The 21769-nt window shown below is 45.4% G+C and carries 16 protein-coding genes; 10 read left to right on the forward strand and 6 right to left on the reverse strand.

Going from position 1 to position 21769, the window contains the following annotated elements; genetic code table 11:
- Positions 1-150: 150 nt before the first annotated feature.
- Complete coding sequence (locus ABW391_RS07160; RefSeq protein ID WP_353481159.1) at positions 151-918, reverse strand: SDR family NAD(P)-dependent oxidoreductase; 768 nt, start codon at positions 916-918, stop codon at positions 151-153.
- Between the two features lie 89 nt (positions 919-1007).
- Positions 1008-2126: an AI-2E family transporter gene (locus ABW391_RS07165; protein ID WP_353481160.1), complete on the reverse strand. Its 1119-nt coding sequence runs from the start codon at positions 2124-2126 to the stop codon at positions 1008-1010.
- A 127-nt stretch (positions 2127-2253) separates the two neighbouring features.
- Here ABW391_RS07165 and ABW391_RS07170 point away from each other — a divergent pair, with 127 nt between their 5' ends.
- Complete coding sequence (locus ABW391_RS07170) at positions 2254-3435, forward strand: Gfo/Idh/MocA family protein (RefSeq protein WP_353481161.1); 1182 nt, start codon at positions 2254-2256, stop codon at positions 3433-3435.
- A gap of 52 nt (positions 3436-3487) precedes the next feature.
- Here the strand turns inward: ABW391_RS07170 and ABW391_RS07175 are convergent, their stop codons facing one another.
- Together ABW391_RS07175 and ABW391_RS07180 are read right to left on the reverse strand one after the other, a co-directional pair.
- Positions 3488-3907, reverse strand: coding sequence for a hypothetical protein (locus ABW391_RS07175; RefSeq protein ID WP_353481162.1), 420 nt, complete (start codon positions 3905-3907; stop codon positions 3488-3490).
- 56 nt (positions 3908-3963) lie between these two features.
- On the reverse strand, positions 3964-4827 hold the full coding sequence (locus ABW391_RS07180) for a helix-turn-helix domain-containing protein (protein ID WP_353481163.1): 864 nt from the start codon (positions 4825-4827) through the stop codon (positions 3964-3966).
- Positions 4828-5071: 244 nt separating this feature from the next.
- Here ABW391_RS07180 and ABW391_RS07185 point away from each other — a divergent pair, with 244 nt between their 5' ends.
- The 3 genes from ABW391_RS07185 (at position 5072) to ABW391_RS07195 (ending at position 8956) form a co-directional block, all read left to right on the forward strand.
- Positions 5072-6235: a TIGR03364 family FAD-dependent oxidoreductase gene (locus tag ABW391_RS07185; protein ID WP_353481164.1), complete on the forward strand. Its 1164-nt coding sequence runs from the start codon at positions 5072-5074 to the stop codon at positions 6233-6235.
- Positions 6232-6966 (forward strand): HAD family hydrolase, encoded by a 735-nt coding sequence (locus tag ABW391_RS07190; RefSeq protein WP_353481165.1) that lies wholly within the window; start codon positions 6232-6234, stop codon positions 6964-6966. Before ABW391_RS07185 ends, ABW391_RS07190 begins: the two co-directional genes overlap by 4 nt.
- Before the next feature lie 550 nt (positions 6967-7516).
- On the forward strand, positions 7517-8956 hold the full coding sequence (locus tag ABW391_RS07195; protein WP_353481166.1) for a bifunctional metallophosphatase/5'-nucleotidase: 1440 nt from the start codon (positions 7517-7519) through the stop codon (positions 8954-8956).
- A 184-nt stretch (positions 8957-9140) separates the two neighbouring features.
- Here the strand turns inward: ABW391_RS07195 and ABW391_RS07200 are convergent, their stop codons facing one another.
- Both ABW391_RS07200 and ABW391_RS07205 read right to left on the reverse strand, forming a co-directional pair.
- Complete coding sequence (locus tag ABW391_RS07200; protein ID WP_353481167.1) at positions 9141-12317, reverse strand: VPS10 domain-containing protein; 3177 nt, start codon at positions 12315-12317, stop codon at positions 9141-9143.
- Positions 12318-12376: 59 nt separating this feature from the next.
- The gene (locus tag ABW391_RS07205; protein ID WP_353481168.1) at positions 12377-12805 is read right to left on the reverse strand and encodes an NUDIX domain-containing protein; all 429 of its coding nucleotides are present in this window, start codon (positions 12803-12805) and stop codon (positions 12377-12379) included.
- Between the two features lie 316 nt (positions 12806-13121).
- Here ABW391_RS07205 and ABW391_RS07210 point away from each other — a divergent pair, with 316 nt between their 5' ends.
- The 6 genes from ABW391_RS07210 to ABW391_RS07235 all read left to right on the forward strand — a co-directional run bounded on the left by ABW391_RS07210 (position 13122) and on the right by ABW391_RS07235 (position 21665).
- Positions 13122-14297 (forward strand): PLP-dependent cysteine synthase family protein, encoded by a 1176-nt coding sequence (locus ABW391_RS07210; RefSeq protein ID WP_353481169.1) that lies wholly within the window; start codon positions 13122-13124, stop codon positions 14295-14297.
- A gap of 101 nt (positions 14298-14398) precedes the next feature.
- Positions 14399-15067: a sterol desaturase family protein gene (locus tag ABW391_RS07215; protein WP_353481170.1), complete on the forward strand. Its 669-nt coding sequence runs from the start codon at positions 14399-14401 to the stop codon at positions 15065-15067.
- 114 nt (positions 15068-15181) lie between these two features.
- Entirely contained in the window at positions 15182-16720 is a 1539-nt protein-coding gene (locus tag ABW391_RS07220) for a PD-(D/E)XK nuclease domain-containing ATP-binding protein (protein ID WP_353481171.1), read from the forward strand.
- Positions 16721-17212: 492 nt separating this feature from the next.
- The gene (locus ABW391_RS07225) at positions 17213-18451 is read left to right on the forward strand and encodes a hypothetical protein (protein WP_353481172.1); all 1239 of its coding nucleotides are present in this window, start codon (positions 17213-17215) and stop codon (positions 18449-18451) included.
- Positions 18452-18677: 226 nt separating this feature from the next.
- Positions 18678-19457, forward strand: a complete 780-nt coding sequence (locus ABW391_RS07230; RefSeq protein WP_353481173.1) for a tetratricopeptide repeat protein — start codon at positions 18678-18680, stop codon at positions 19455-19457.
- A gap of 48 nt (positions 19458-19505) precedes the next feature.
- Positions 19506-21665: a TonB-dependent receptor gene (locus ABW391_RS07235; protein WP_353481174.1), complete on the forward strand. Its 2160-nt coding sequence runs from the start codon at positions 19506-19508 to the stop codon at positions 21663-21665.
- Positions 21666-21769 lie beyond the last annotated feature (104 nt).

The raw sequence follows: 21769 nt of genomic DNA on the forward strand, positions 1-21769 counted from the left end.
GTGGTTTTTTGCGTTTATGGTTTTGGATGATGTGTTGCGAACTTCGTTCGAGGTGTTTTTTTCACGAACTTCGTACTGGGGACACGCACCCACGAATGAATTCGTGGGTTTGGATATAATTCCCTGCCCACGAATGAATTCGTGGGTTGGTTAGTTGTTGAGGCGGGTGAAGCCCCCGTCCAGAGGGTAGTCGCAGCCGGTGATGAAGCCTGCTTCGTCTGAACAGAGGAACAGCGCCAGGTAAGCCACTTCAATGGGTTTGGCCATGCGGCCTATGGGCTGGGTTTTGGCCAGTTTTTCGTACATTTCAGCTTCTTGACCTGGGTAATTTTTGGTCAAAAAACCATCCACAAAAGGTGTGTGTACCCGCGCAGGCGAGATGCAATTGCAACGAATATTTTGTTTGAGGTAATCCTTGGCGGTAGCCAAAGTCATGGTCAATACCGCGCCCTTCGCAGTAGAATAAGCAAATCGATCCGGTATTCCGATGGTTGCAGCAATTGATGCCATATTCAGGATGACGCCGCCACCCTTTTCTTTCATCAGCGGAATGGCTGCGAATAGGCAATTGTACACCCCTTTGACATTGACGTTCATCACGCGATCGAAATCGGCTTCGGTGGTAGTTTCAGCAGTACCAATATGCGCAATACCTGCATTGTTGACCAGGATATCCATTGGCCCAATTTTTTGAAATATTTCCGCAATTTGGGCTTGATTGCTCACATCGCAGGCGTAGGCACTCGCTTTACCACCTTCTGCAACAATTGAATTTGCAGCCTCCTGAGCAGCGGCTTCGTTCCAATCCAGAATGTAGACTTCGGCTCCCTGCCGGGCAAATACCTGCGCAATTGCCAAACCGATACCACTACCGCTACCCGTGATGGCAGCCTTTTTGTTGCTGAGTGAAAAAAGCATATTTGTTGTGCGTTTTTTAGTTTTGGATCTTTAGTCTTAAATTGACGACCAATTCTACGCATCGAGAGAAAATCTGTCTCAACCTGAAACTAAAACCCCTCCTCCTCCATGCGCCCGGTCAATTGTTTGACAATCTTGAATTGATTCAAAAATTCCTTGGCGATCACCCGAATAATGGTGTAAACCGGAATCGCAAAAATCATACCCACAATTCCATCAATTTGAGCACCGATGAGGATCACCAGAAAAATTTCCAATGGATGAGCCAAAACGCTTCTGGAAAAGATATAGGGTTGCAAAAAATTATTATCGAGGATTTGCATCACTTGAAAAACAAGGAATACCTTAATCAGCATCGGGGCCAACTGAGTATAAAAATTGAGATCCAGATTGGAACATATAGTAATGAAAATACCAAATGCTGCGCCAATGATAGGTCCAAGATAAGGGATTACGTTCATTAAAGCTCCAAATAAAGCAATCAAAAGGGCATTTTTGACCCCTAATATGATCAGCATCAGCCAAAGTCCAACCGCAAACAAGGACAACTGCACGACCAAGCCACCAAAATAGCGGGTCAGCAGCGCCACTGCATCTTTGATGGTTTCGCGGGAAGCTTGCTCATATTGATCGGGGATCAATGCAATGACGAAATTGATAAACAGCTTGCGCTCCTGCAAAAAGAAAAAGGTGATAAAAGTAACCGCAGCAACATTCACGATAATGTTGCCAATAGCACCAACAATTGAGGCAATAAAACTGCCAATTTTACTCGGGTCAAACCACCCCTTAAGGCTATTTCTAAGCAATTTCTCCAGAGAATCCTCTGGTAGCTGAACGCCATACGCCAACAACCAACTTCCAATCTTATCGTAAGGCTCTTCCAATGCTGTTGCAATGGCTCGATAATCTACACTAGCCAGATTCGTGGCCTGCTTCAGAATTGAAGGCACAAAAAGCGCTATCACCCCCCCAAATACCAAAAAGAAAAAAACGAGGGTGAGTGCTGCACACATTGCGGGGCCAGGATGTCTTTTCATGATTCGGATCAAGCGAATTCGGGTATATATTGGTTGTCCAATCAACGAAACGATCCATGCAGCAACTACATAAGATATAATCGTACTAAAATTGTACACCAGAAAGCCTACAAACAGCGCCGTGAGGCCAATGATAATGTAGCGACTCCAGTTTTGGGCGATGGTCATAATGGTGACTTTTTGTGGAAGTTTATTTAGAGCTTTGGTAAAAATAGCAGATTTTCTGCAAATTCAATTTCTGCTTTTCATTTGTGGGTGTAACTTTAGATCAGGTAACTTCACACAACTATACATTATGAGCAAGACAAAACATCTCACCCGCCGCAAGTTTATAGAGAAAACAGCGGTCTTGGGCGCAGCTACAGTAATTGGGCCTGCCCTACTTCATGGAACACCCACAACCGAACCCGCTAAAAAAATCCGCGTCAGCATCATTGGTTGCGGCAGCGTGTCCACCCAATACTTGCCACACATTTCCAAATCGCCCCATGTAGAACTGGTCAGTACCTGTGACATCATACCCGAAAGGGCACAAAAAGCTGCGGAAAAGTATGGCATCAAAAACTGGTATCCACACATCGATCAACTTTTGGCCGGTGAGCCATTCGATTTGATGCTCAACTTGACGAATATGCAGGAGCATGGCCGACTCAACAGGCAAGCCTTGCTGGCTGGTCGCAATGTGTGGAGTGAAAAACCCATGGCCAATACCTACGCCGAAGGTAAAGAATTGCTCGATTTGGCGATCTCCAAAGGATTGCGCCTTTGGGGTGCTCCAGCGGTAGTCAACAGCCCGCAGTTTGCCTTTATGGCGCAGCAAATCCAGGCCGGTAAATTGGGTAGAATTGCAGCAGCTCACGCTCATTACGGCCATTTAGGGCCTACCTGGTCGGCATTTTTTTATGAAAAAGGGGGAGGTAGCTTGCCAGATTTGGGGGTGTACAACCTGGCTACCCTCACGGGTTTGCTTGGGCCGGCCAAATCCATTACAGCCATGACGAGCATCGTCACTCCTACCCGCAAAACGGACAACAAAGGAGAAATCACCGTAGAAGCGGAAGACAACGCCATCGTACTCATGGATCACGGCAAAGGCATAATTTCCAGCGTACAGTGTGGCTTCAACTATTTTGATCCCTATGGCCACGAAGGCAAAGGGCAAGAAAAACCCACCATCTCGATCTGGGGTAGCCATGGCAATATGAACTTGATTGGTTACGATTGGGCTCCTTTTGGCGTAGATATGGCCACATCAGAAAATGAAAACACGGTTCGACATGTACCAGATCCAGGCAACTACGTTTGGCAAATGGGCGCAACCGTTATTTCAGAATTTATGGCCGGAGCCAGCGGAGAACCTCGTATTCAGGCCGAGCATGCATTGCATGTTCTGGAAATTATCGAGGCGGCTAGAAAAGCAGCTAAAACGGGAAAGAGAGTGAAGTTGATTTCAACTTTCAAATATCCAATTGTGTAAAAGGGAAATATTGGGTGCCGTCCACATTTATCTAGATGTGGACGGCAAAAAACTAATTGGCCGGCACCAAAATCCGGGTAAATTGAGGACCAGGAGCCGATACGGGTTCTAGAAAAATGGTATCTCTGGCAATTCTTTGTATACGAGACACTTGAGTACCTTCCTGCAATTGCATGACCAATTCTTGTCCATTCTTTTGGACACTCCAATTTCCTTTTTGCAGGGTGTCATCCAATTGAAATACGGCAGAACCATCGTCGAATAGGTCAATTTTGGCCATTCCCAACGCCTGCATCATGCTTTCCATATAGTTGCGTTGGCCAGCGTCGGTTTGACGTTTAAAGTTTTCCTTTTTCATCGAGTCCAGGTCATAACGCCAACTGCCAACCAATTCTTCCTTGATTTTTTGTTCTTTAAGGCAAGAACTTAGGAGGAGAGAAAGAATCAAAATAGTACTGAGATTACGGGACATAATAGTTTTTTTGGGTAAGAAAATGAGGGAACACAGCCATCTGTAAAGCGATATATCTACTCTACAATCTGGCGCAGGTTTTGGCGAAAAGCCCGAGGGCTTGTACCAACAACCAAACGAAACTGTTTGTTGAAGTGCGACAAGTTGTTGAATCCACTGTCGTAACTCACGGCGGCAATACTCAGGTGTTCATTCGAGAGGAGCTGGCAGGCATGTGCTACCCGCACCTCGTTTACAAAATGGGTAAATGTTTTTCCTGTCAGGCGCTTGAAATAGCGGCAAAAAGCAGGAACGGTCATATTTACTCGACGGGAAACTTCGTCCAAAGTCACTTCTTGTTGAAACTGTGCTTCGACGTATTCGTATACTTCCTGGATTCTTTCCAGGTGTTGGGCTTGAACTTCGAAAGCAAATCCATCAGCGTTGAGCGAACTAAAATCTTCGGTTTGACTCAGTACCCTCAATACTTTCAATAGCTCTAATAGGCGATCGAAAGGCTCCATATGGGCCATTGCCAGCAATTGTTCTCCTGCCCATTCCCGGGTTTGGCCATGAAAAATGATTCCCTTGCGGGAGCGCTCGAACAAATGGTGTACTTCGCGCAATTCGGGTGCTTTCAGGAACTCCTTGCCCAGAAAATCTTCTTTCATTTGCACCACAATTTCAACCTGATCCTTAAAGTGGCCTTCAGTAAAACCCAGGTGAGGTAAATTTGGGCCCAAAAAAATCAGGTCGCCATCTTCATAATAAGAGATGTGGTTGCCGATATGGCGCTTGCCTTTGCCTTTGGAGATGTAAACGATTTCGTACTCCGGGTGAAAATGCCAGAAAGGCTTGTAAACTGGATCAAGATCAGTAAATTCCCGAATGGTAAAGGAACTTCCAAAAACTGGATCAATTTTTTCTAACAGTGGTTTCATACTCGATTGATCGACTGAGACTAATTTAACTCATTTAAGACGAAAATATTGTCAAAAGGTCAAATTTGCATCGAAAAACAATCGGCAAGTTGCCAAAAAATAAGCTACAAAATGTCGTACTCGTGTAAAATTTAACGCTAAATTAGCTTAGATTTAAAATGAAAAGTAATCTACACGTAACAAAGTCAGCTACTTTTGCCCCGAATTTACTATAAGGCAAAAAAATTAACTTTAATTTAATCGCATGGTCAAGCAAGCAGACTTATTGGTAGTAGGTGCAGGTATACTCGGAACTGGCCACGCCTTGCATGCACTAATGAAGGGCTATTCGGTGATTTTGACCGAACAAGACAATGCCCCTCAGGAAGCAACCGTGCGAAACTTTGGTCAAGCAGTATCTTCTGGTTTGACCGCCGGAAAATGGCAACAATATGGCCTGGATAGCCTGCAATTGTACAAGAATATACAGGCCGTGTTTGACTTGGGTATTCGCAACAATGGTTCCTATTACATTGCCTCCAATGCAGATGAATTACAGCTGATTGAAGAGTTGTATGCCATCAACCAACAGAATGGTTATGAATGCCACCTGCTCAGTAAAGCCGATTGCTTGCAGCGTTTTGCGCCCCTGCGCGAAGATTACTGCCTGGCTGCCTTATACTTTCCATTGGAAGTGAGCATCGAACCCCGGATAATGATTCATCGATTGCTGGCTTACTTACAACTAAAATATCCCGATACTTTTACCTATTTGCCCAATACTCCCATTATCGGTTGCTCTTCAGCCAATGGAAAGGCCATTGCTGAATCCACCAAAGGGGAGCAATTCCAGGCCAATAAAATCATCATTTGCTCAGGTCGCGAATTTCGGATGCTCTATCCTGAAATTTACCGCAACAGCGATCTGGTTGTTTCCAAATTGCAAATGATGCAAACCTTCCCCATGCCAGAGGTAAGTTTACCTGGCAATATCCTGACAGGTTTGTCGATCCGTCGTTACGAAAGTTTTGAGCAATGCCCCAGTTGGTCGTCCAAAGACAATAGCGTATACGATCAAAAATTGTTTGATAATGGAATCCACATTCTTTTCAAACAGGCCATTGATGGTTCGATCATTATTGGTGATTCACACGAATACGCACCAGCTGCCGAGATCGATCGTTTGGGATTTGATGTAAATCATGAAATCAATGATTTGATCCTCGAGGAAGCAAAGCGGATTATAAACCTGCCCGATTGGCGCATTCAAAGATCCTGGAACGGCTATTATGCTCAAGTAAAAAATGGTGACTTGTTTCACCACCACATAGACGAAAACATTCAAATAGTCACTGGAATTGGTGGCAAAGGCATGACCTCTGGATTGGGGTTGGCTGGAGCTAACATCAAACAAACATTCGCATTATGATCAACCCGATTGAATTGGTTGCCTTTGACATGGCTGGCACTACTGTTCGTGACGAACATGAAGTAGAAACTTGCTTCCGAGAGGCTGCTTTACGAACTGGCTTGGAAATGACCGAAGAGGAAATCCTGGCAGTGCAAGGCTGGGGCAAACGTTTTGTATTTGAAACCTACTGGGAACGTCAATTGGGAGAGCGAAATGACATTTGGCAGCATAATGTAGACCGTTCATTTAATGCCTTTACTGAAGTTTTGGAAAACCACTACCTTACTCAACCAATAGTGCCAACTGAAGGTGCATTGGAGGTATTCGCTTTTCTTCGAGAAAATGGTGTCAAAATCGCATTGACCACCGGTTTCTACCGCAAAGTCAGCGATATCATCCTCGACAGATTGGGTTGGTTGGACGGATTAGATGACCAATACCTAAATACCAGCGGAAATGCCCTGATCGATTGTTCGATCAGCAGCGACCAGGTTGCTTTTGGAAGACCTGCTCCCGATATGATCTTTAAGGCTATGTCGATGCTGAATGTTTCTTCTGCAACTAGCGTCATTGCGGTTGGAGATACCCCTTCTGACATACAGGCCGGCAAAAACGCTGAGGTTGCCCATAGTTTGTGCGTGGCAAATGGCACCCATCCATTGGAACTGTTGCTTCCTCATCAACCTGACGGTGTATTGTTGAATTTAAAAGAATTGATCCCTTTCTTTAAGGATTTTATGTATAAATGAAAAAAAAATCTGCCGATCCTTATACAAGTTTAGATAAAACATTTACATTTGCTTAACGGAATTTGCAAAAAGTTGCATCTGGTGAAAAAAAAATACCTTTTCATCCTAGTATTTGAAAAGTATTTTTAACTTTGACTGTTGAAAATTAACTTGCATCTGAATTAAAGTATTCTTAACTTTGCAGAACAGTGCATTTACCAATTGATCATTCTCTTCGGAGCGAAATCACCAACAATACACTTTGTTAGTGATTTCGAGTATCTCGATAAAGAGCATTAACTGGGGTTTAGTTTTACTTAGGGCCGGGAATCTCAATGATTTTCCGGTCTTTTTTTTGCCCATATAATAACAATTTATTTTCGTGTTCTAGTTTCAGCTTTTCCTATTTTCTCTTCAACATTCTTCCAAAGCTTTTCTAAGATTTATCTTTACCCAAAATATCTCTATAAAAAGATTATTGCCAGTTGGGCTCATTTTGATTTTGAGCCTGATGTGGGGTTGCGCAGTAAAAGCACCTCAAAGAGTTGTTCCACAACCCATTGATTTCATTTTGCTTCAACTCAATGATGTATACGAAATTGCACCGCTCGAAGGCGGAAATGCAGGTGGACTTGCCAGAGTTGCCAGCATACGCAAAGAGTTGCTCCGCGAAAACCCCAATGTAGTCACAATCATTGCCGGGGATTTCCTTTCCCCCAGTTTAACTGCCAATTTAAGTTTGGAGAATGGCGAAAAAATTGCGGGACTACAAATGATCGAAACCCTCAATGCCATGGGGTTGGATTACGCAACTTTTGGCAATCATGAGTTTGATTTGCGCGATTCGGCGCTGCTGCAAAAAAGAATCAATCAATGCAATTTTCGATTTGTAACGGCCAATGTGCGCCGGGTTTATACCGGAGGCGCAGTTGCACCATTTCAGCAATTGGTCAAGGGGAAAATACAAACGGTACCTGACTTTATTAGCCATACTTTTAAAAATAACGCGGGTGATTCGATGAAATTGGCGTTGACTGGCGTGCTCTTGCCCTTTACCAAGCGGCCTTATGTTAGCTACCTTCCGCTGGAAGAAAACTTCCGCAGGGTAGTTGGCCAAGCCAAAACCCAAAGCGACATAGTGATGGCTATAACCCACATCAGTGCCGCCGACGACCGCGCGCTAGCAGCCGCTGTACCAGGGGTGCCGCTGTTCATGGGTGGACACGATCACAACCATCAGGATCATTACGTAGAAAACACCATCATCACCAAAGCCGACGCCAATGCCAAAACGGTATACATTCACCGCTGTCGCTTTGATCCACAGTCAAAATTATTGAGTATACGTTCCTCATTGAAATACATCAACGCAACCATACCTGAAGAGTCCACCACCAAAGCGGTAGTGGACAAGTGGGTTTCCAAAGTAGACCAAACCTTGCGCAACAATGGCTACCAACCGGAACAAAAAGTTGCCAACTTGCGCGAAACCCTCCAATGCAAAGAGAGCGACATTCGCGCCCGTCAAACCAATTTTGGCGCCATCACTGTCAAATCCATGGAATACGTGATGCCGGGTGCAGACGCTTATTTGATCAACTCTGGCTCGATGCGCCTGGATGATGATATCGCTGGCACCATGACGGTATATGATGTGGTGCGTTCTTTTCCTTTTGGCGGCGGTTTTGCCCGTCAGGAATTGCCGGGCGCTGAACTGAAAAACTTGCTGAACGCTGGTCTGGAAAAAAACCGGGGCGAAGGTGGCTACTTGCAAGCAGGGAACATCAGCAAAGTTGGAGATACCTGGATGGTAAAAGGAAAAGCCATCGATGACAAGCAGCTTTACAAAATTGTCATCTCTTCATTTGTAGCGAGTGGTAGTGAAGCCAATCTTAATTTTATGTCAAAATACCCGGCGGATGAACCAAAAATGGTCACAACGCCCAAAGGAAAACAGATCAAAAACGATGTGCGCGACGTGGTAATCGAATACATGTCTTCCGCGTACTGACATACAATTTCCAAAAACCCAAATTTGGGGTGGTCAAAACCATGCAAAAGTGCCTTGATTTGCGTCTCGGCAAGCTGCATTTTTACACCAGAAATGGAAATTGTTATAAAGGTAAAGCAATCTTTTGACCCGGCCCGCACGCAGGCCGGGTCTTTTTGTATCTACTAGACTTGCTGTAACGAGTCTACTCAACCAAAGCTGGAATGTTCTGATTTTTGAACTCCAGATTGTAGGCTTGAATCTCTTTACGCAATGCTTGCAGGGCTTGTTGGTGTCTGGTCCACTCGGCAGTCAAATCTGCATGCCGCTCCCGGTTGCCCTGAGTAATGCGCGGATCGTGCGCATCTACCCTGCCGCGTACAGTGAACAATTCTGCACTGAGTTTGCTCGGCCAGTTGATCACGTCCTGACCATTCTTGGTACGGGGTTCAACCAATAAGCTTTCAAAATCATTGATTTTTTTGACCAAATCCTGGCCTTTTTTCAACAAGTCTACCGTCGCTTTATTGTCTTTGAGTACCTCGTTGTAGGCATCCAATTGCTTGCGGATTTTGCGCACTTGCACCACAGTACGGTGGATTTCATTGATTTGATCTCCCAAAGTTTGCAACATGGCTTGCTGCGCTTGCCAATCGGTAGCACTGACATTGATGCGCGAATCAGGAAGTACATCTACCATTTGTTCTGAAACTTGTCCGCGGTGAGTCAGGCGAATTTTATACTGGCCTGGTGCCACGCGGTAACCCCGGTAATCTCCATAAATGAATACACCAGGTACATCCACCAAACCATCGGTCCTGAAATCCCAGGCAAAACGGTTGACACCAGCTTCGGCGGGCAAAACCGGTTCAGGACTCGGCCCTCCAGGGTAGGGTTTGAAGCTCTCGTCTTTTTTGTTGCTGAGTTTGCGGATCACTTTTCCGGCAGCATCTAACACTTCGATGCGCAAGAGGTTGGTATCGGCTTTTTCTTTCAAATAGTAATCAAAAATGACTCCTTCAGCAGGGTTCATGCCTATTCCAGCAGGTGCGTCATCTGACAGGTAAGCAGATCCTCCGCTGAATCGGCGACTGGCTTGCGGCTTGAACAATTGGGCAACGGCTGTACCTACTGCACCCTTGGCTTGCTGCAATGCACCAAGGTCATCCAGTATCCAAAAGGCGCGACCAGCGGTAGCCGCAACCAAATCATTGTTGCGGATTTGTAGGTCGGTTACAGGTACGATGGGCAGATTCAATTGCAAGCGGTTCCACTGCGCACCGCCATCGGTAGAGATATAAAAACCACGCTCTGCTCCGGCATACAGTAAACCCTTTACCATTTTGTCCTCCCGAATGACTTTGATGAAATCATCATTGTCGATGCCGTTGGCAATTTTCGTCCAGGTTTTGCCGTAGTCGGTGGTTTTGTAGGTATACGAAGCAAAATCGTTGAACTTGTAGCGGGTAGCACTAATGTATGCCGTACCCCGATCGTGCGGCGACACTTCAATGGACTGGATCATGCATTCCTGAAGGTCTTTGGGCGTAATGTTGTTCCAGTTGCGGCCATCATCCTGGGTCAGGTACACCAATCCGCAATCAGAACCCGTGTAGATCACGCCTTTTTCCAGGCTTGACTCGATCAGGTAATAAATGGTGTTGTAGTTTTCACCACCGGCACCTTCGTTGGTCATGGGGCCACCGCCAATATCTTGCTTGGTGGTATCGTTGCGGGTGAGGTCGGGGCTGATTTTTTCCCAGGTCAAACCTGCATCGCGGGTGCGGAAGACGACGTTGCCCGTATGGTAAATGACCTTCGCATCATGAGGAGAGCTCACGATGGGCGCATTCCAGTTGAAACGGTATTTCATGCGCTTGGGAGGGTTGGCCAAGTTGAGTGCGGAGTAGGCCATTACGTCTTTGCTTTCGCGGGTACGGGTATTTAGCGCCTCAATGATGCCTTGATAGCAACCGCCCAAAAGCAGTTCAGGGTTGTTGGGGTCAAAAGCGATGTAGGCACTTTCGCAACCCGGGCCTTCAAACCAATCGTTTACGGTGATGCCATTGCTATTGGTGCGGCTGGATATCACCACCGAAGTATTGTCTTGTTGGCCGCCGTATACCCGATAAGGAAAAAGATTATCGGTATTGACGCGGTAAAACTGAGCCGTGGGCTGATTGCCCTGGGTAGACCAACTGCGGCCAGCGTTGAAAGTAACCTCTCCTCCCCCATCGTCGCCGAGGATGATGTTTTGATTGTTGTTGGGGTTGATCCAAAGGTCGTGTGTATCGCCGTGGCCAACCCGGATGGTGCTGAAGGTGCGGCCTCCATCGATCGAACGGGTCATGGGAGCATTAAGCACGTAAACCACATCGGCATTTACCGGATCGGCAAACACTTCCATGTAGTACCAAGAGCGGGAGTTGATGTTTTGGTCGGAACTGAGCAAAGTCCAGGATTCGCCTCCGTTGTCGGAGCGGTACAAACCCGCTTTGGTTTTTTCGGCTTCTACGATGGCAAAGACGCGATTGGGGTTGACAGGTGATACTGAAACGCCAATTTTTCCCAATTCTTTGGGCAGGCCTTCGTTGATTTTTTTCCAGGTTTCGCCACCATCGGTTGATTTCCAAATCATTGAACCAGGTCCACCGCTTTCTACTTTCCAGGGGGTACGGCGGTGTTGCCAGGTAGCCGCGTACAAGATGCGCGGGTTGGAGTGATCCATACTCAGGCTGGAGGCGCCAGAATTTTCGTCTACGAAGAGTACTTTTTTCCAGGTTACCCCACCATCGGTAGACTTGTAAACGCCACGGTCTTCGCTTGGGCCGTGCAGCGCGCCTTGTGCAGCAACATACACCAGGTCAGGATTATTGGGGTGAACCACTACGTCTGAAATGTGCCGGGTTTTTTCCAAACCAATGTTTTTCCAGGTTTTTCCCGCATCGATGGATTTGTATACCCCGTCACCGTAAGTGGTCATTACGCCCCGTACGGCGTGTTCACCTGTGCCAACATAAATCACATTAGGGTCAGATTCCGCGACAGAGATGTCACCAATGGTAGTGGATTTGAATTGGCCATCGGAAATGTTGCGCCAATTGAGGCCTGCGTCTTCGGTTTTCCACAGTCCGCCACCTGTATAACCGCAGTAATAAAGGTTTTCATTTTGTTTTACGCCAGATACGGTATTGGAACGGCCACCGCGAAAGGGGCCAATGTTGCGCCATTTTAGCCCAGCATAAGTTTTGGCATCAAAAGCATTGACGCTTACTGCTGGTGTTGGGGTAGGCGCAGTCGTGTTGCGTTTCTTTTGTCCCCATAGAGTTGTGCTGAGCAATAAAAGCCCCAGCAAAGAGAGATGGTACAGGTTTCTTGTCATTTTTGGTCAGGTTATGTAGACTTGATCAAAAATAGGAAACCATTGCAAGAATTGATTATTTATTTGGACAGAATCTCCGAATAAAAATTGCCCTCTCGGTATTCATCCAAAACATCACTAACCGTTTGGGTCAAATTTTTGGGCAAATTGTCGAGGTAAAACCACTCCGCTTCCTTAAACTTATGGGTTTCCCGGGCTTTCAATTCCCCTTCCCAGTGGTAAGCTTTGAAGTACATCACGATGCGTTGCTGCTGCTTTTTTAATTTGTGCAGGACATGCACCAGGTGCAAATCTTCGGGTTTGAGCACAATCCCTGCCTCTTCGAAGCTTTCCCGTATCACCGATTGGCGCGCAGATTCGCCCAATTCGACATTTCCTCCCACCAGGGTGTAATTGCCCCCATTGGGTTTGGTTTGTTTCAACAGCAGGATCTGACCTTTGTGGTAAAGGATCAAGCGTGCTTTTACATTGATGTTGCCCGTAGTCATGTTAATCCGGGTTTGTGAGATTACGTAGGCTTGCCTGATCAGCAAGCGCTACAACCGGGCCAAATATAGCAACACTTGTGGAATCGAATCATTAAAGTACGGTTAAAGCGCAATAACGCAGAAAAATAACTTCCCGATTTTTTGCGTCAGACTAAGCTTTAATTTTTTTTACGAATTGTAAGTTGAAAAATATTATCCAGCGCTAAAACTTTTGACAGGTACTCAGCAATGCATTTTTTACTACTTTTGTTGTTGATTTCCCGTGAACTTGCCTGATCATACCATTAACCTTAACTATTTAACCAAAAGAGCGCTTATGCATTACGAAAACGTTCTGGCGACCATAGGTAATACTCCTTTGATTCGTATGAATCGTATTGCGCAGGGAATTCCAGCCAAAGTATTCGCTAAAGTAGAATCCTACAATCCAGGGCAAAGCGCCAAAGACCGCATTGCCTTATTCATGATCGAAGAAGCGGAACGTGCTGGCAAACTGCATCCCGGCGGCACCATCATTGAGGCGACTTCCGGCAACACGGGATTCAGCATCGCGATGGTAAGTTCCATCAAGGGCTACCGCTGCATCCTCACGCTAACCAGCAAAGCTTCACAGGAAAAAATTTCACTGCTTAAATCAATGGGTGCCCAGGTGGTCATTTGCCCGGTTGACGTTGAACCAGCTGACCCACGTTCTTATTATTCGGTGGCGGAACGCGTTGCCCACGAAACGCCAAATTCTTTTTATCTGGCTCAAAACTTCAACCTGGACAACGCAGAGGCGCATTACCGCTCCACTGGGCCAGAAATCTGGAAGCAGACCAGAGGGAAAATCACCCATTTTGTATGTTGTGCCGGAACAGGTGGCACCCTTTCAGGTACAGCGCGCTACCTCAAAGAGATGAATCCCGGCATCAAAATCATCGGGGTGGATGCCTATGGATCGGTTTTGAAGAAATTTTGGGAAACCAACGAATATGATCCCAACGAAATCAAGCCTTACAAGGTAGAAGGATTGGGAAAAAACATCATTCCCCACAACATGAACTTCGAGTTGGTGGATGATTTCATCAAAGTAACCGATAAGGACAGTGCCATCCAGGCGCGTGATCTGGCCAAATACGAAGGTTTGATGGTGGGCTATTCCAGCGGCTCTGCCATGCAGGCCGTGTTCGATATTGCCGACACCCTTACTGAAGATGATGTGGTCGTTACCTTGTTTTCCGATCACGGATCTCGCTACCTGGGCAAAATTTTCAACGACGACTGGATGATCGAACAGGGTTGGCTGGAATGCGAAAACGCCGAAATACCTGGCGAAGGCAGCAAGCCGCAACCACAAGAATATCCTTCCGCTGTTCCCGCTGAAGCTACTGGCTCCAACTATTTTTACAGCTACGAAGCCATGCGCGATCGCTACACCAAATACTACCGCACTTATCGCTTGAAGTACAAAAAATACATCCGACTGACGCGGCAGACCCTTGGATTGTAGAGACCGATGCATCGCATCTCTACAAATGACATAAATTACCTTGACAATACCGTTCCGGACAATTATTTTTGCGCTGGAATAAAAAATATCCGACCATACTTATGAGTGCTGAAAAGACCAAAGCATACTTGTCAAATGAAAACGTATCCGTGCCCTTGTTCAAAAACAAGTGGGTCGATCGTTTCACCCGGACGCACATTGCGATTCCAGTGTCGATTTTCTTTGTGTATTCCGCTTGCCTGCTTTTTTACACTGCAGTCAAAACCGAGTTGACCTGGCCTTTAGTGGTAGGGTTGTTTTTTAGTGGTCTGCTGCTGTTTACTTATGTAGAGTACCTCGTACACCGCTACGTTTACCACATGGAAGGCGATACGCCAGCCAAGAAAGAAGCGCAATACAAAATGCACGGCGTACACCACGATTATCCGAAAGACAAGCAGCGCCTGGCCATGCCTCCGTTTTTGAGCATTACCATTGCCACCATTTTGTTGCTGATCTTTGAGTTGCTCCTCAACAAATATTCCTTCGCCCTCCTGGCTGGTTTTTTGGTGGGTTATGCCATGTATCTGCTGGTACATTACTCGGTGCACATCTTCCGTGCCCCCAATAATTTCCTGAAGGCACTGTGGGTCAATCACTCCATTCACCATTACAGCCCTGAAGATGCCATGTTTGGCGTGTCTTCTCCGTTGTGGGATTATGTTTTTGGCACAACTCCGAAAAAGAAAGGAATCAAAACTTCTGAGATCGTAGTGAACGACCACCTTTGAGTTTCAGATTTTTGGAATAAAAAAATCCGCAGTTGGACTTGGGTGTTCGGCTGCGGATTTTTTTTGTAAAATCGATGGTTTGACTAAAAGTAAAATAAGCCTTACCTTAGTCTTATGAAAAATCTTCCGCTCGGCATCCAACATTTTGATGAACTCATTGTCAAAGACTGCATATACGTTGACAAAACACCCTTGATTTGTCAATTACTAAACCAATATAAAGCTGTTTTTCTGGCTCGTCCCCGTCGGTTTGGCAAATCTCTGTTGTTGTCTACCATCGCGCAATTGTTCGCGGGTAAAAAAGAGCTATTCAAGGGTCTATGGGCGGAGGAAAATTGGAACTGGGATCGGGTGCATCCGGTGGTTCATTTTTACATGGACAGAACGGGTTTTGTCGATTTGGGGCTTAAAAAAGGACTAATGCAACACCTGGACGGTATAGCTAGTACTTACGAGTTGAACTTAATGGCCGATACCCCTGGGCTTCGTCTGCAAGAACTGATTGAAAAGTTATATCAAAAACATGGCAAGCGGGTCGTAGTATTGATCGACGAATACGACAAACCCATGCTGGATGTACTACACAAACCAGAAGAAGCGGAAGAAAATCGTAAGATCCTGGGGGACTTTTACGGCATTCTAAAGCCTATTGGTGACAAAATCGAGTTTTTGATGCTCACGGGCATTTCCAAATTCAGCCAGGTCAGTGTATTTTCTAAACTGAATCAGTTAGAAGACATCACACTTTCTCCAAAGTTTGTCACCCTCTTGGGTTACACCCAGCAGGAGCTTGAATTCTTTTTTGCAGACTACCTTGAATCAGCACATCAGCAATTGGAACTTAGCAAAACAATTTTGCTGGCAGAGATCAAACGTTGGTACAATGGTTACTCCTGGGATGCGCGCAATTTTGTCTATAATCCGGTTTCTTTCATGCGCTTTATCCACGATCAGCGTTTCAGCAATTACTGGTTTGCTACGGGTACTCCCGAGTTTTTGGTGCACCAACTGCGCAAACATCATTTTTTCAATCTCGAAAACCTGGAGATCAGCGAACGGGCTTTTGAAAGTTACAACATCGAAAACCTGGAAATTAGTATGCTCTTGTTGCAAACGGGCTACTTGACCATCAAAGAAATCAAACCCCACAACATCTTCCGCCTGGATTACCCCAATTATGAGGTACGCGAAGCATTAATTGATCACCTGATGGCCGCCTATGGCCGCATTCCCTATACTACTTCTGGCCCTACAGTGTTTCGCCTGCGGGAAGCTTTTTACCGCAACGAACTAGAAGAAGCCATCTCCATCGTCAATACCCTATTTGAAAACATCCCCGGTACGCTCAACCGCAAAAAGGTCGAAGCCGATTACCATGCCATGCTCTATCTGGTGTTTCGCTACATGGGACTGGAGGCCGAGGCAGAAGTATCAGGCTTGCGGGGCCGTTCTGATGCGGTGCTCAAAACCCCTACCCACGTGTACGTGATCGAGTTCAAACTGGATCAAAGTGCCCGCGTTGCCCTAAATTACATCCGGGAAAAAGGATACGCCGAGAAACACCGACACGATGGCCGTCCGGTCTTGTTGTTGGGGATAAATTTTAGTAGAAAAAAGAAAGTGGTAGATGATTGGGCCGTAGAGGAATTGTGAGTGTTGGGTTGATAACTGAGCATAGTTTCTGATTTTTTACTGGTATCGTCATGAAAAATCCGAAGTTGGACTTGAGGTCTGGCTGCAGATTTGAGTAATGAATCAAGGAGTCAAGATATGGCGAACCTAATGAAAGGATTATAGTTTAATTAGGAATATTGCTTTATACTTGACAAATAAGCTCCTATGAAGCTCCTGATTCCCTTAGTTGAGTTACTGAGTCGCTATCGATTAAAAAAAATTGACATTTTAGCAAATTAAGGTAGCGATAGTCCTTACACAGATCTATTCCATCAAATTTCAAACGGCCAAATTAATTCTGATCAACAAGCTGCTCAATACCTTTTTGATGGCAATCCCACCTCGGAGCGATTCCGCAAGTTCAAAAGCATTTTCCGACGTAAAATGCTTAACAATATTTTTTTCATTTCTGGTGAACATGAGGACTTTTATCCTTTACAAAAAGCCCATCTCAGTATACAAAAGGAGTGGATGGCCATCCAGATTTTGCAAACATTGGGTCAATTGCGCTTAGCGGCGCAATTAGCTGAGAAACTATTGCCCCAAGCCATTCATTACGAGTTAACGGAGACCTGTTTATCCTTATTGAGCATTGTAAAGCATGAAGCAGCTAGTGTACAGGGAGACGCCGCGCTATTTGAGCAGCATACCCAGCTGTACAATCACTATCAGGAGACCCATCGTCTGGAAAATGTGGCGATAACTTATTATGAGAAAATCAGACTCAACTTTGTAAAATCGCTGGCACCAAAACCAGCCTTAGCAGTTGAAGCGCATACTTATTATACCGAACTCTTGCCTTATCTTTCTAAGTATACCTCTCATCGCCTGCACCTGTTTGTACGCACGTTGCAGATTTCGGAAGCCTTAATCAAATGTGATTATCCTGCGGTGCTCGAACTGAGTCGGGTTAGTATCCTTTTCTTTTTACAAAAACTATTTTTGCACCAGCGCGCACTGTCCCTTTTTTACAATCATCAATTGATTGCTTGCATTCATTTGAAGCAGTATGACATTGGCTGGGAAGCTAGTCGACAATGTTTACAATTAGAGCGCGAGGGGGGGCACAATTGGTATGTATTCCTGAGCCGCCAAATTCAACTGGCTTTGCATTGTGGAGCATACCAAAAGGGGCTCCAGTCCTTCATCCAAGGCTGGGAGCACAAACGATTCAAACAACAAAGCCCGATCATCGTGGAAAACTGGTGGGTGTTTCAAGCCTATTTTTTCTTTCTACACAGTATTGGCCAATTAAATGATGTAAAAAAATATGAGGCCCTGCAAAACTTTAGATTGCAACGTTTTTTGAACAATACACCTAACTTACAAAAAGATAAACAAGGCATGAACCTCGCAATTTTGATCGTGCAGATTTTGATATTAACTGTGGAGAGAAAATACAATGAAGCCATTGATCGGATCGAGGCTATTGAAATGTATACCTATCGGCATTTGCACAAACAGAGTCCACTTTATCGCGTCAACCACTTCATCAAAGCACTGTTAGAGCTACCTAAAGCCGGATTTCACCCTGTAGCCTTTCAGCGCAAAGCCGAAACTGTCTGGAAAAAACTACAATTGGCTCGTCCCGAACAATCCTCACATCACAATGAAATAGAAATTCTGCCTTTTGAGCAAATCTGGGAATTTTTACTGGGTATTTTAATCGAGCAACGCTCAAAAAAGAACTCAAAAAATGAATTGGTATAGGTTCTGCTCAGCACTATCTTAAAGTAGAGAATGCGCTGAATAAAAACTGATTATCAGATTTTTATAAAAAAAAACTCAAGAAATTACCCAAACTTTTAGCATTCACATCTCCACATCAAATGTTAGTGCATCAGCCCCAAATTAGCCTTTCTTTTGTATAGCAATCATTCAAGAATAAATGACAAAGTAACAACAGTTCGTTGGTTCACGTCAAAAAAAACATCAAATGAAAATGTTCATGTTCCTCACTTGCATTTGGTTTTGCTTGCTTGGTCATGAAACTCAGGCTCATCACCATAACGCCACCATCTATACTGCGGACGTTGATACAACGCTACAAAACATTGAGAAGAAAATCTATCGCTCCTTTGTAGCATCGACCCAGGAAACCAACCTGAGCAGCTTGCTTGCGCAGCAAAAACGCCTGGAAAAGGCGGTGAACAGCAAAACGCAGTTTGCTGATTATTGGTTGGCCTACTCCTACTACTACAAATCGGTGTATCACTTGCAGCAAGATGACAAAAAAAACGCCGAAATTAGCATCAAAGAAGGAATCCAAATTCTGGAACAGAAAAACAGCAAAAATGCTGAGGATTTAAGCCTACTGGCCATGCTGCAAAGTTTTTCCATCCAGTTTACATCGGGAATGAGTGCCGGAATCATTTCGGGGCGTGCCAAGAAGAATGTACAAAGCGCCTTGGAAATAGATCCGCAAAACTTACGCGCACACCTCGTAGCCGGGCAACTCGATTTTTATACCCCAACTATTTACGGAGGGGGTAAAAAGGCAGAGGAGTACTTCAAAAAAGCCATTTCACTGCCGGATCAAAAAGTAAAAAACAACTATCTGCCAAGCTGGGGAAAATCTACCGCCTATACTTTTTTGATCCATCACTATTTGGACAAAAAGAACATGGATCAAGCAAACAAATACCACAAAGAAGCTACGGCACTGTATCCCAACGACCATCAACTGGCGGAGTTAGGTAAAAAAATCAAACCTTAAACGATCCTTGGGTGAATTCCATCCAAGCCCCCCCTAAACACAAGCGTCATGGTAGCTCCACGACTTATCTCCATCATCATGCTGAGCCTCTGCTGCTTGCCGGGCATCATCTGGAGCCAAAAAACCATTGTTGGCACAGTGAAAGATGAACGGGGTCGGCCCATTTTTGCAGCCAACGTATTCCTCAAAAACAATCAGGAAATCGGGGCTACTACGGAGTTGGATGGCAGCTTTCAGTTGCAGGTTCCTCAACTTAGGGACACCTTGATCGTATCCTATCTTGGCTTCGAGGATGTACTCATCCCCTTGCATGATAAAATTTTGGCTCTGGAGATTAAATTACAGGAGAGCGCCAATGTATTGACTACCCTGCAAATCGAAGCCAAACGCCCAGTTGCACAAGAGTTTGCTTTGGTGGAATTGAGCAAACTTGATGTGTACACGATTCCATTCTCGTTTGCCGATCCACTCAAAGCCACCAGTATTCTACCTAGCTCGACCAATACCGACGAATCGGCCAATGTCTCACTGCGAGGCTCCAGTAGCGAACGCGGAATAGTTGTCCTGAATGGAGTGCCCATTGCCAATCCTGTACGCGCCACCAACCTGGATGGCAACGGCTTTTTCAGCATTTTTAACCCTGAAATTGCTGAAAAAGTCAGTGTATATGCCAGCAACCCATCCCTGGCTTACGGCAATGCGACCTCAGGCATGGTTGAAATTGAAACCGCAGAACAAGTTGAGGAAAACTTCACACAAGTTTCTTTGGGCTTAGCCAACTTCGGCTTGTTCCACGGCCGTAAATTGGGAAAAAAGAACCATGTCTTCGCCTACACCAACAATCAGTATTCGGATGTCTTTTTGCAAGTCAATACGGGTAGTTTTCCACAATTGCGCAGCTTTCGTGTCAATGATGCGGGCATTTTGTGGAATGCCCAGCTCAAACCCAACATGAACTTGAGCTGGTATGCTTACGGATTGAGGGAAAACAATGCCTTACAACTCAATCTTTTTGGCCAACAGGACGACGCTGAATCTCTGGCCCGAAGACATTTTCAAGTAGCAAAACTGCATTGGTACAATACCGCCTGGTCGTTTACCGTCAATGCCGCAGGTGACTTCAGTCGGAATGAGTTTCGCTTTGGTAACCTGGACAATCGGAAGCGAAGCCAGCGTTGGTATGGTTCCTTCAACGCCCGATACAATGTGATCAATAATTGGTACCTACAGGGAGGAGTGACCTCTGAACACACCCAGTTGCGCCTTCAGGGACAAGTAGCGGAGCAGCCCTTTAATTTTGCAGCAGAGGCTCCCACCCGTTCCTTGAATCAAGAACGCAGCAACAACAATACTGAACTTTACCTGATCAGTAGAAGCAAGTGGTTTGATAAAAAATTCTCATTTATTACGGGTCTACGCAAGAATATCCCTACTTCAGCCCTACAAAATTCGTATTTCTCGCGGCAATACATCGCGAAGTACAATTTCCCCAGTAAACATGCCATTGCTGCTACCTTTGGCAACTACAATGGCTACTTTAATCCAGATTTATTCAATCCAGCGTTCGTTCAGGTGAGTGCATGCCAAGGGGCGCTGGAGTATGAATACCGTAATAAGAAGCTGGAGATCAATGCAGCGATATTTGGCAAAACCGAGACGGGCGCATTGAACCAACTCCTACAATTGGCCAGCTTTGAAGAACAACGCATCCAAGGACTGGAGTTGCTGTGGAAGTACCGCTGGAGTCCACGCTTTGAATGCTGGCTTTCCAGTGCTTACCTCGACGTAGAAAACCGGAATGCCGAGGGGCTAAATTTTCGCGGCAGCAACGATTTGGATTATTTACTCCGCCTCTTCTTGACCTACCAAGATGAACAAGGCTGGAATGCCTCGGTCGCCTGGGTTCATCGGCAGGGCTTGTGGTATACGCCTATTTTAGGCGGTAGCAGTGATCCTGCTTCGGGAATCAATCGTCCTGTTTTTGGTGACGCCAATAGTGCTCAGTTCAACAATTACCACAACATCAGTCTTAATTTGAGCAAAATGATCACAACCAAGGCGGGGTCTTTGCTCTGCTACGCCACCTTAAACAATGCTTTTAACTTTCTCAACGCGCAAGCTCAACTTTTGAATGCTGCTTTTACGCCCATTGGGTTTGAATATTTGCAGCAGCGCTCTGTGTATTTTGGAGCGGTATACAAATGGTGATCAGGCAGTTCGCAGACCGTAAATTACAAAGTAAAAAATATTGTCGTTTAGGTTTTGAACCCATCCTACATCATCAGAAATCCGCAGTTGAACCTATTGTTCAA

The sequence above is a fragment of the Haliscomenobacter sp. genome (genome assembly GCF_040403615.1).
Classification (GTDB): Bacteria; Bacteroidota; Bacteroidia; order Chitinophagales; family Saprospiraceae; genus Haliscomenobacter.

Coding starts and splice junctions, on each gene's coding strand:
- ABW391_RS07175 (WP_353481162.1), bottom strand. CDS start 3,907: ATGTCCCGTAATCTCAGTACTATTTTGATTCTTTCTCTCCTCCTAAGT.
- ABW391_RS07180 (WP_353481163.1), bottom strand. CDS start 4,827: ATGAAACCACTGTTAGAAAAAATTGATCCAGTTTTTGGAAGTTCCTTT.
- ABW391_RS07220 (WP_353481171.1), top strand. CDS start 15,182: ATGAAAAATCTTCCGCTCGGCATCCAACATTTTGATGAACTCATTGTC.
- ABW391_RS07215 (WP_353481170.1), top strand. CDS start 14,399: ATGAGTGCTGAAAAGACCAAAGCATACTTGTCAAATGAAAACGTATCC.
- ABW391_RS07170 (WP_353481161.1), top strand. CDS start 2,254: ATGAGCAAGACAAAACATCTCACCCGCCGCAAGTTTATAGAGAAAACA.
- ABW391_RS07190 (WP_353481165.1), top strand. CDS start 6,232: ATGATCAACCCGATTGAATTGGTTGCCTTTGACATGGCTGGCACTACT.
- ABW391_RS07235 (WP_353481174.1), top strand. CDS start 19,506: ATGGTAGCTCCACGACTTATCTCCATCATCATGCTGAGCCTCTGCTGC.
- ABW391_RS07205 (WP_353481168.1), bottom strand. CDS start 12,805: ATGACTACGGGCAACATCAATGTAAAAGCACGCTTGATCCTTTACCAC.
- ABW391_RS07210 (WP_353481169.1), top strand. CDS start 13,122: ATGCATTACGAAAACGTTCTGGCGACCATAGGTAATACTCCTTTGATT.
- ABW391_RS07160 (WP_353481159.1), bottom strand. CDS start 918: ATGCTTTTTTCACTCAGCAACAAAAAGGCTGCCATCACGGGTAGCGGT.
- ABW391_RS07230 (WP_353481173.1), top strand. CDS start 18,678: ATGAAAATGTTCATGTTCCTCACTTGCATTTGGTTTTGCTTGCTTGGT.
- ABW391_RS07185 (WP_353481164.1), top strand. CDS start 5,072: ATGGTCAAGCAAGCAGACTTATTGGTAGTAGGTGCAGGTATACTCGGA.
- ABW391_RS07225 (WP_353481172.1), top strand. CDS start 17,213: ATGGCCATCCAGATTTTGCAAACATTGGGTCAATTGCGCTTAGCGGCG.
- ABW391_RS07165 (WP_353481160.1), bottom strand. CDS start 2,126: ATGACCATCGCCCAAAACTGGAGTCGCTACATTATCATTGGCCTCACG.
- ABW391_RS07200 (WP_353481167.1), bottom strand. CDS start 12,317: ATGACAAGAAACCTGTACCATCTCTCTTTGCTGGGGCTTTTATTGCTC.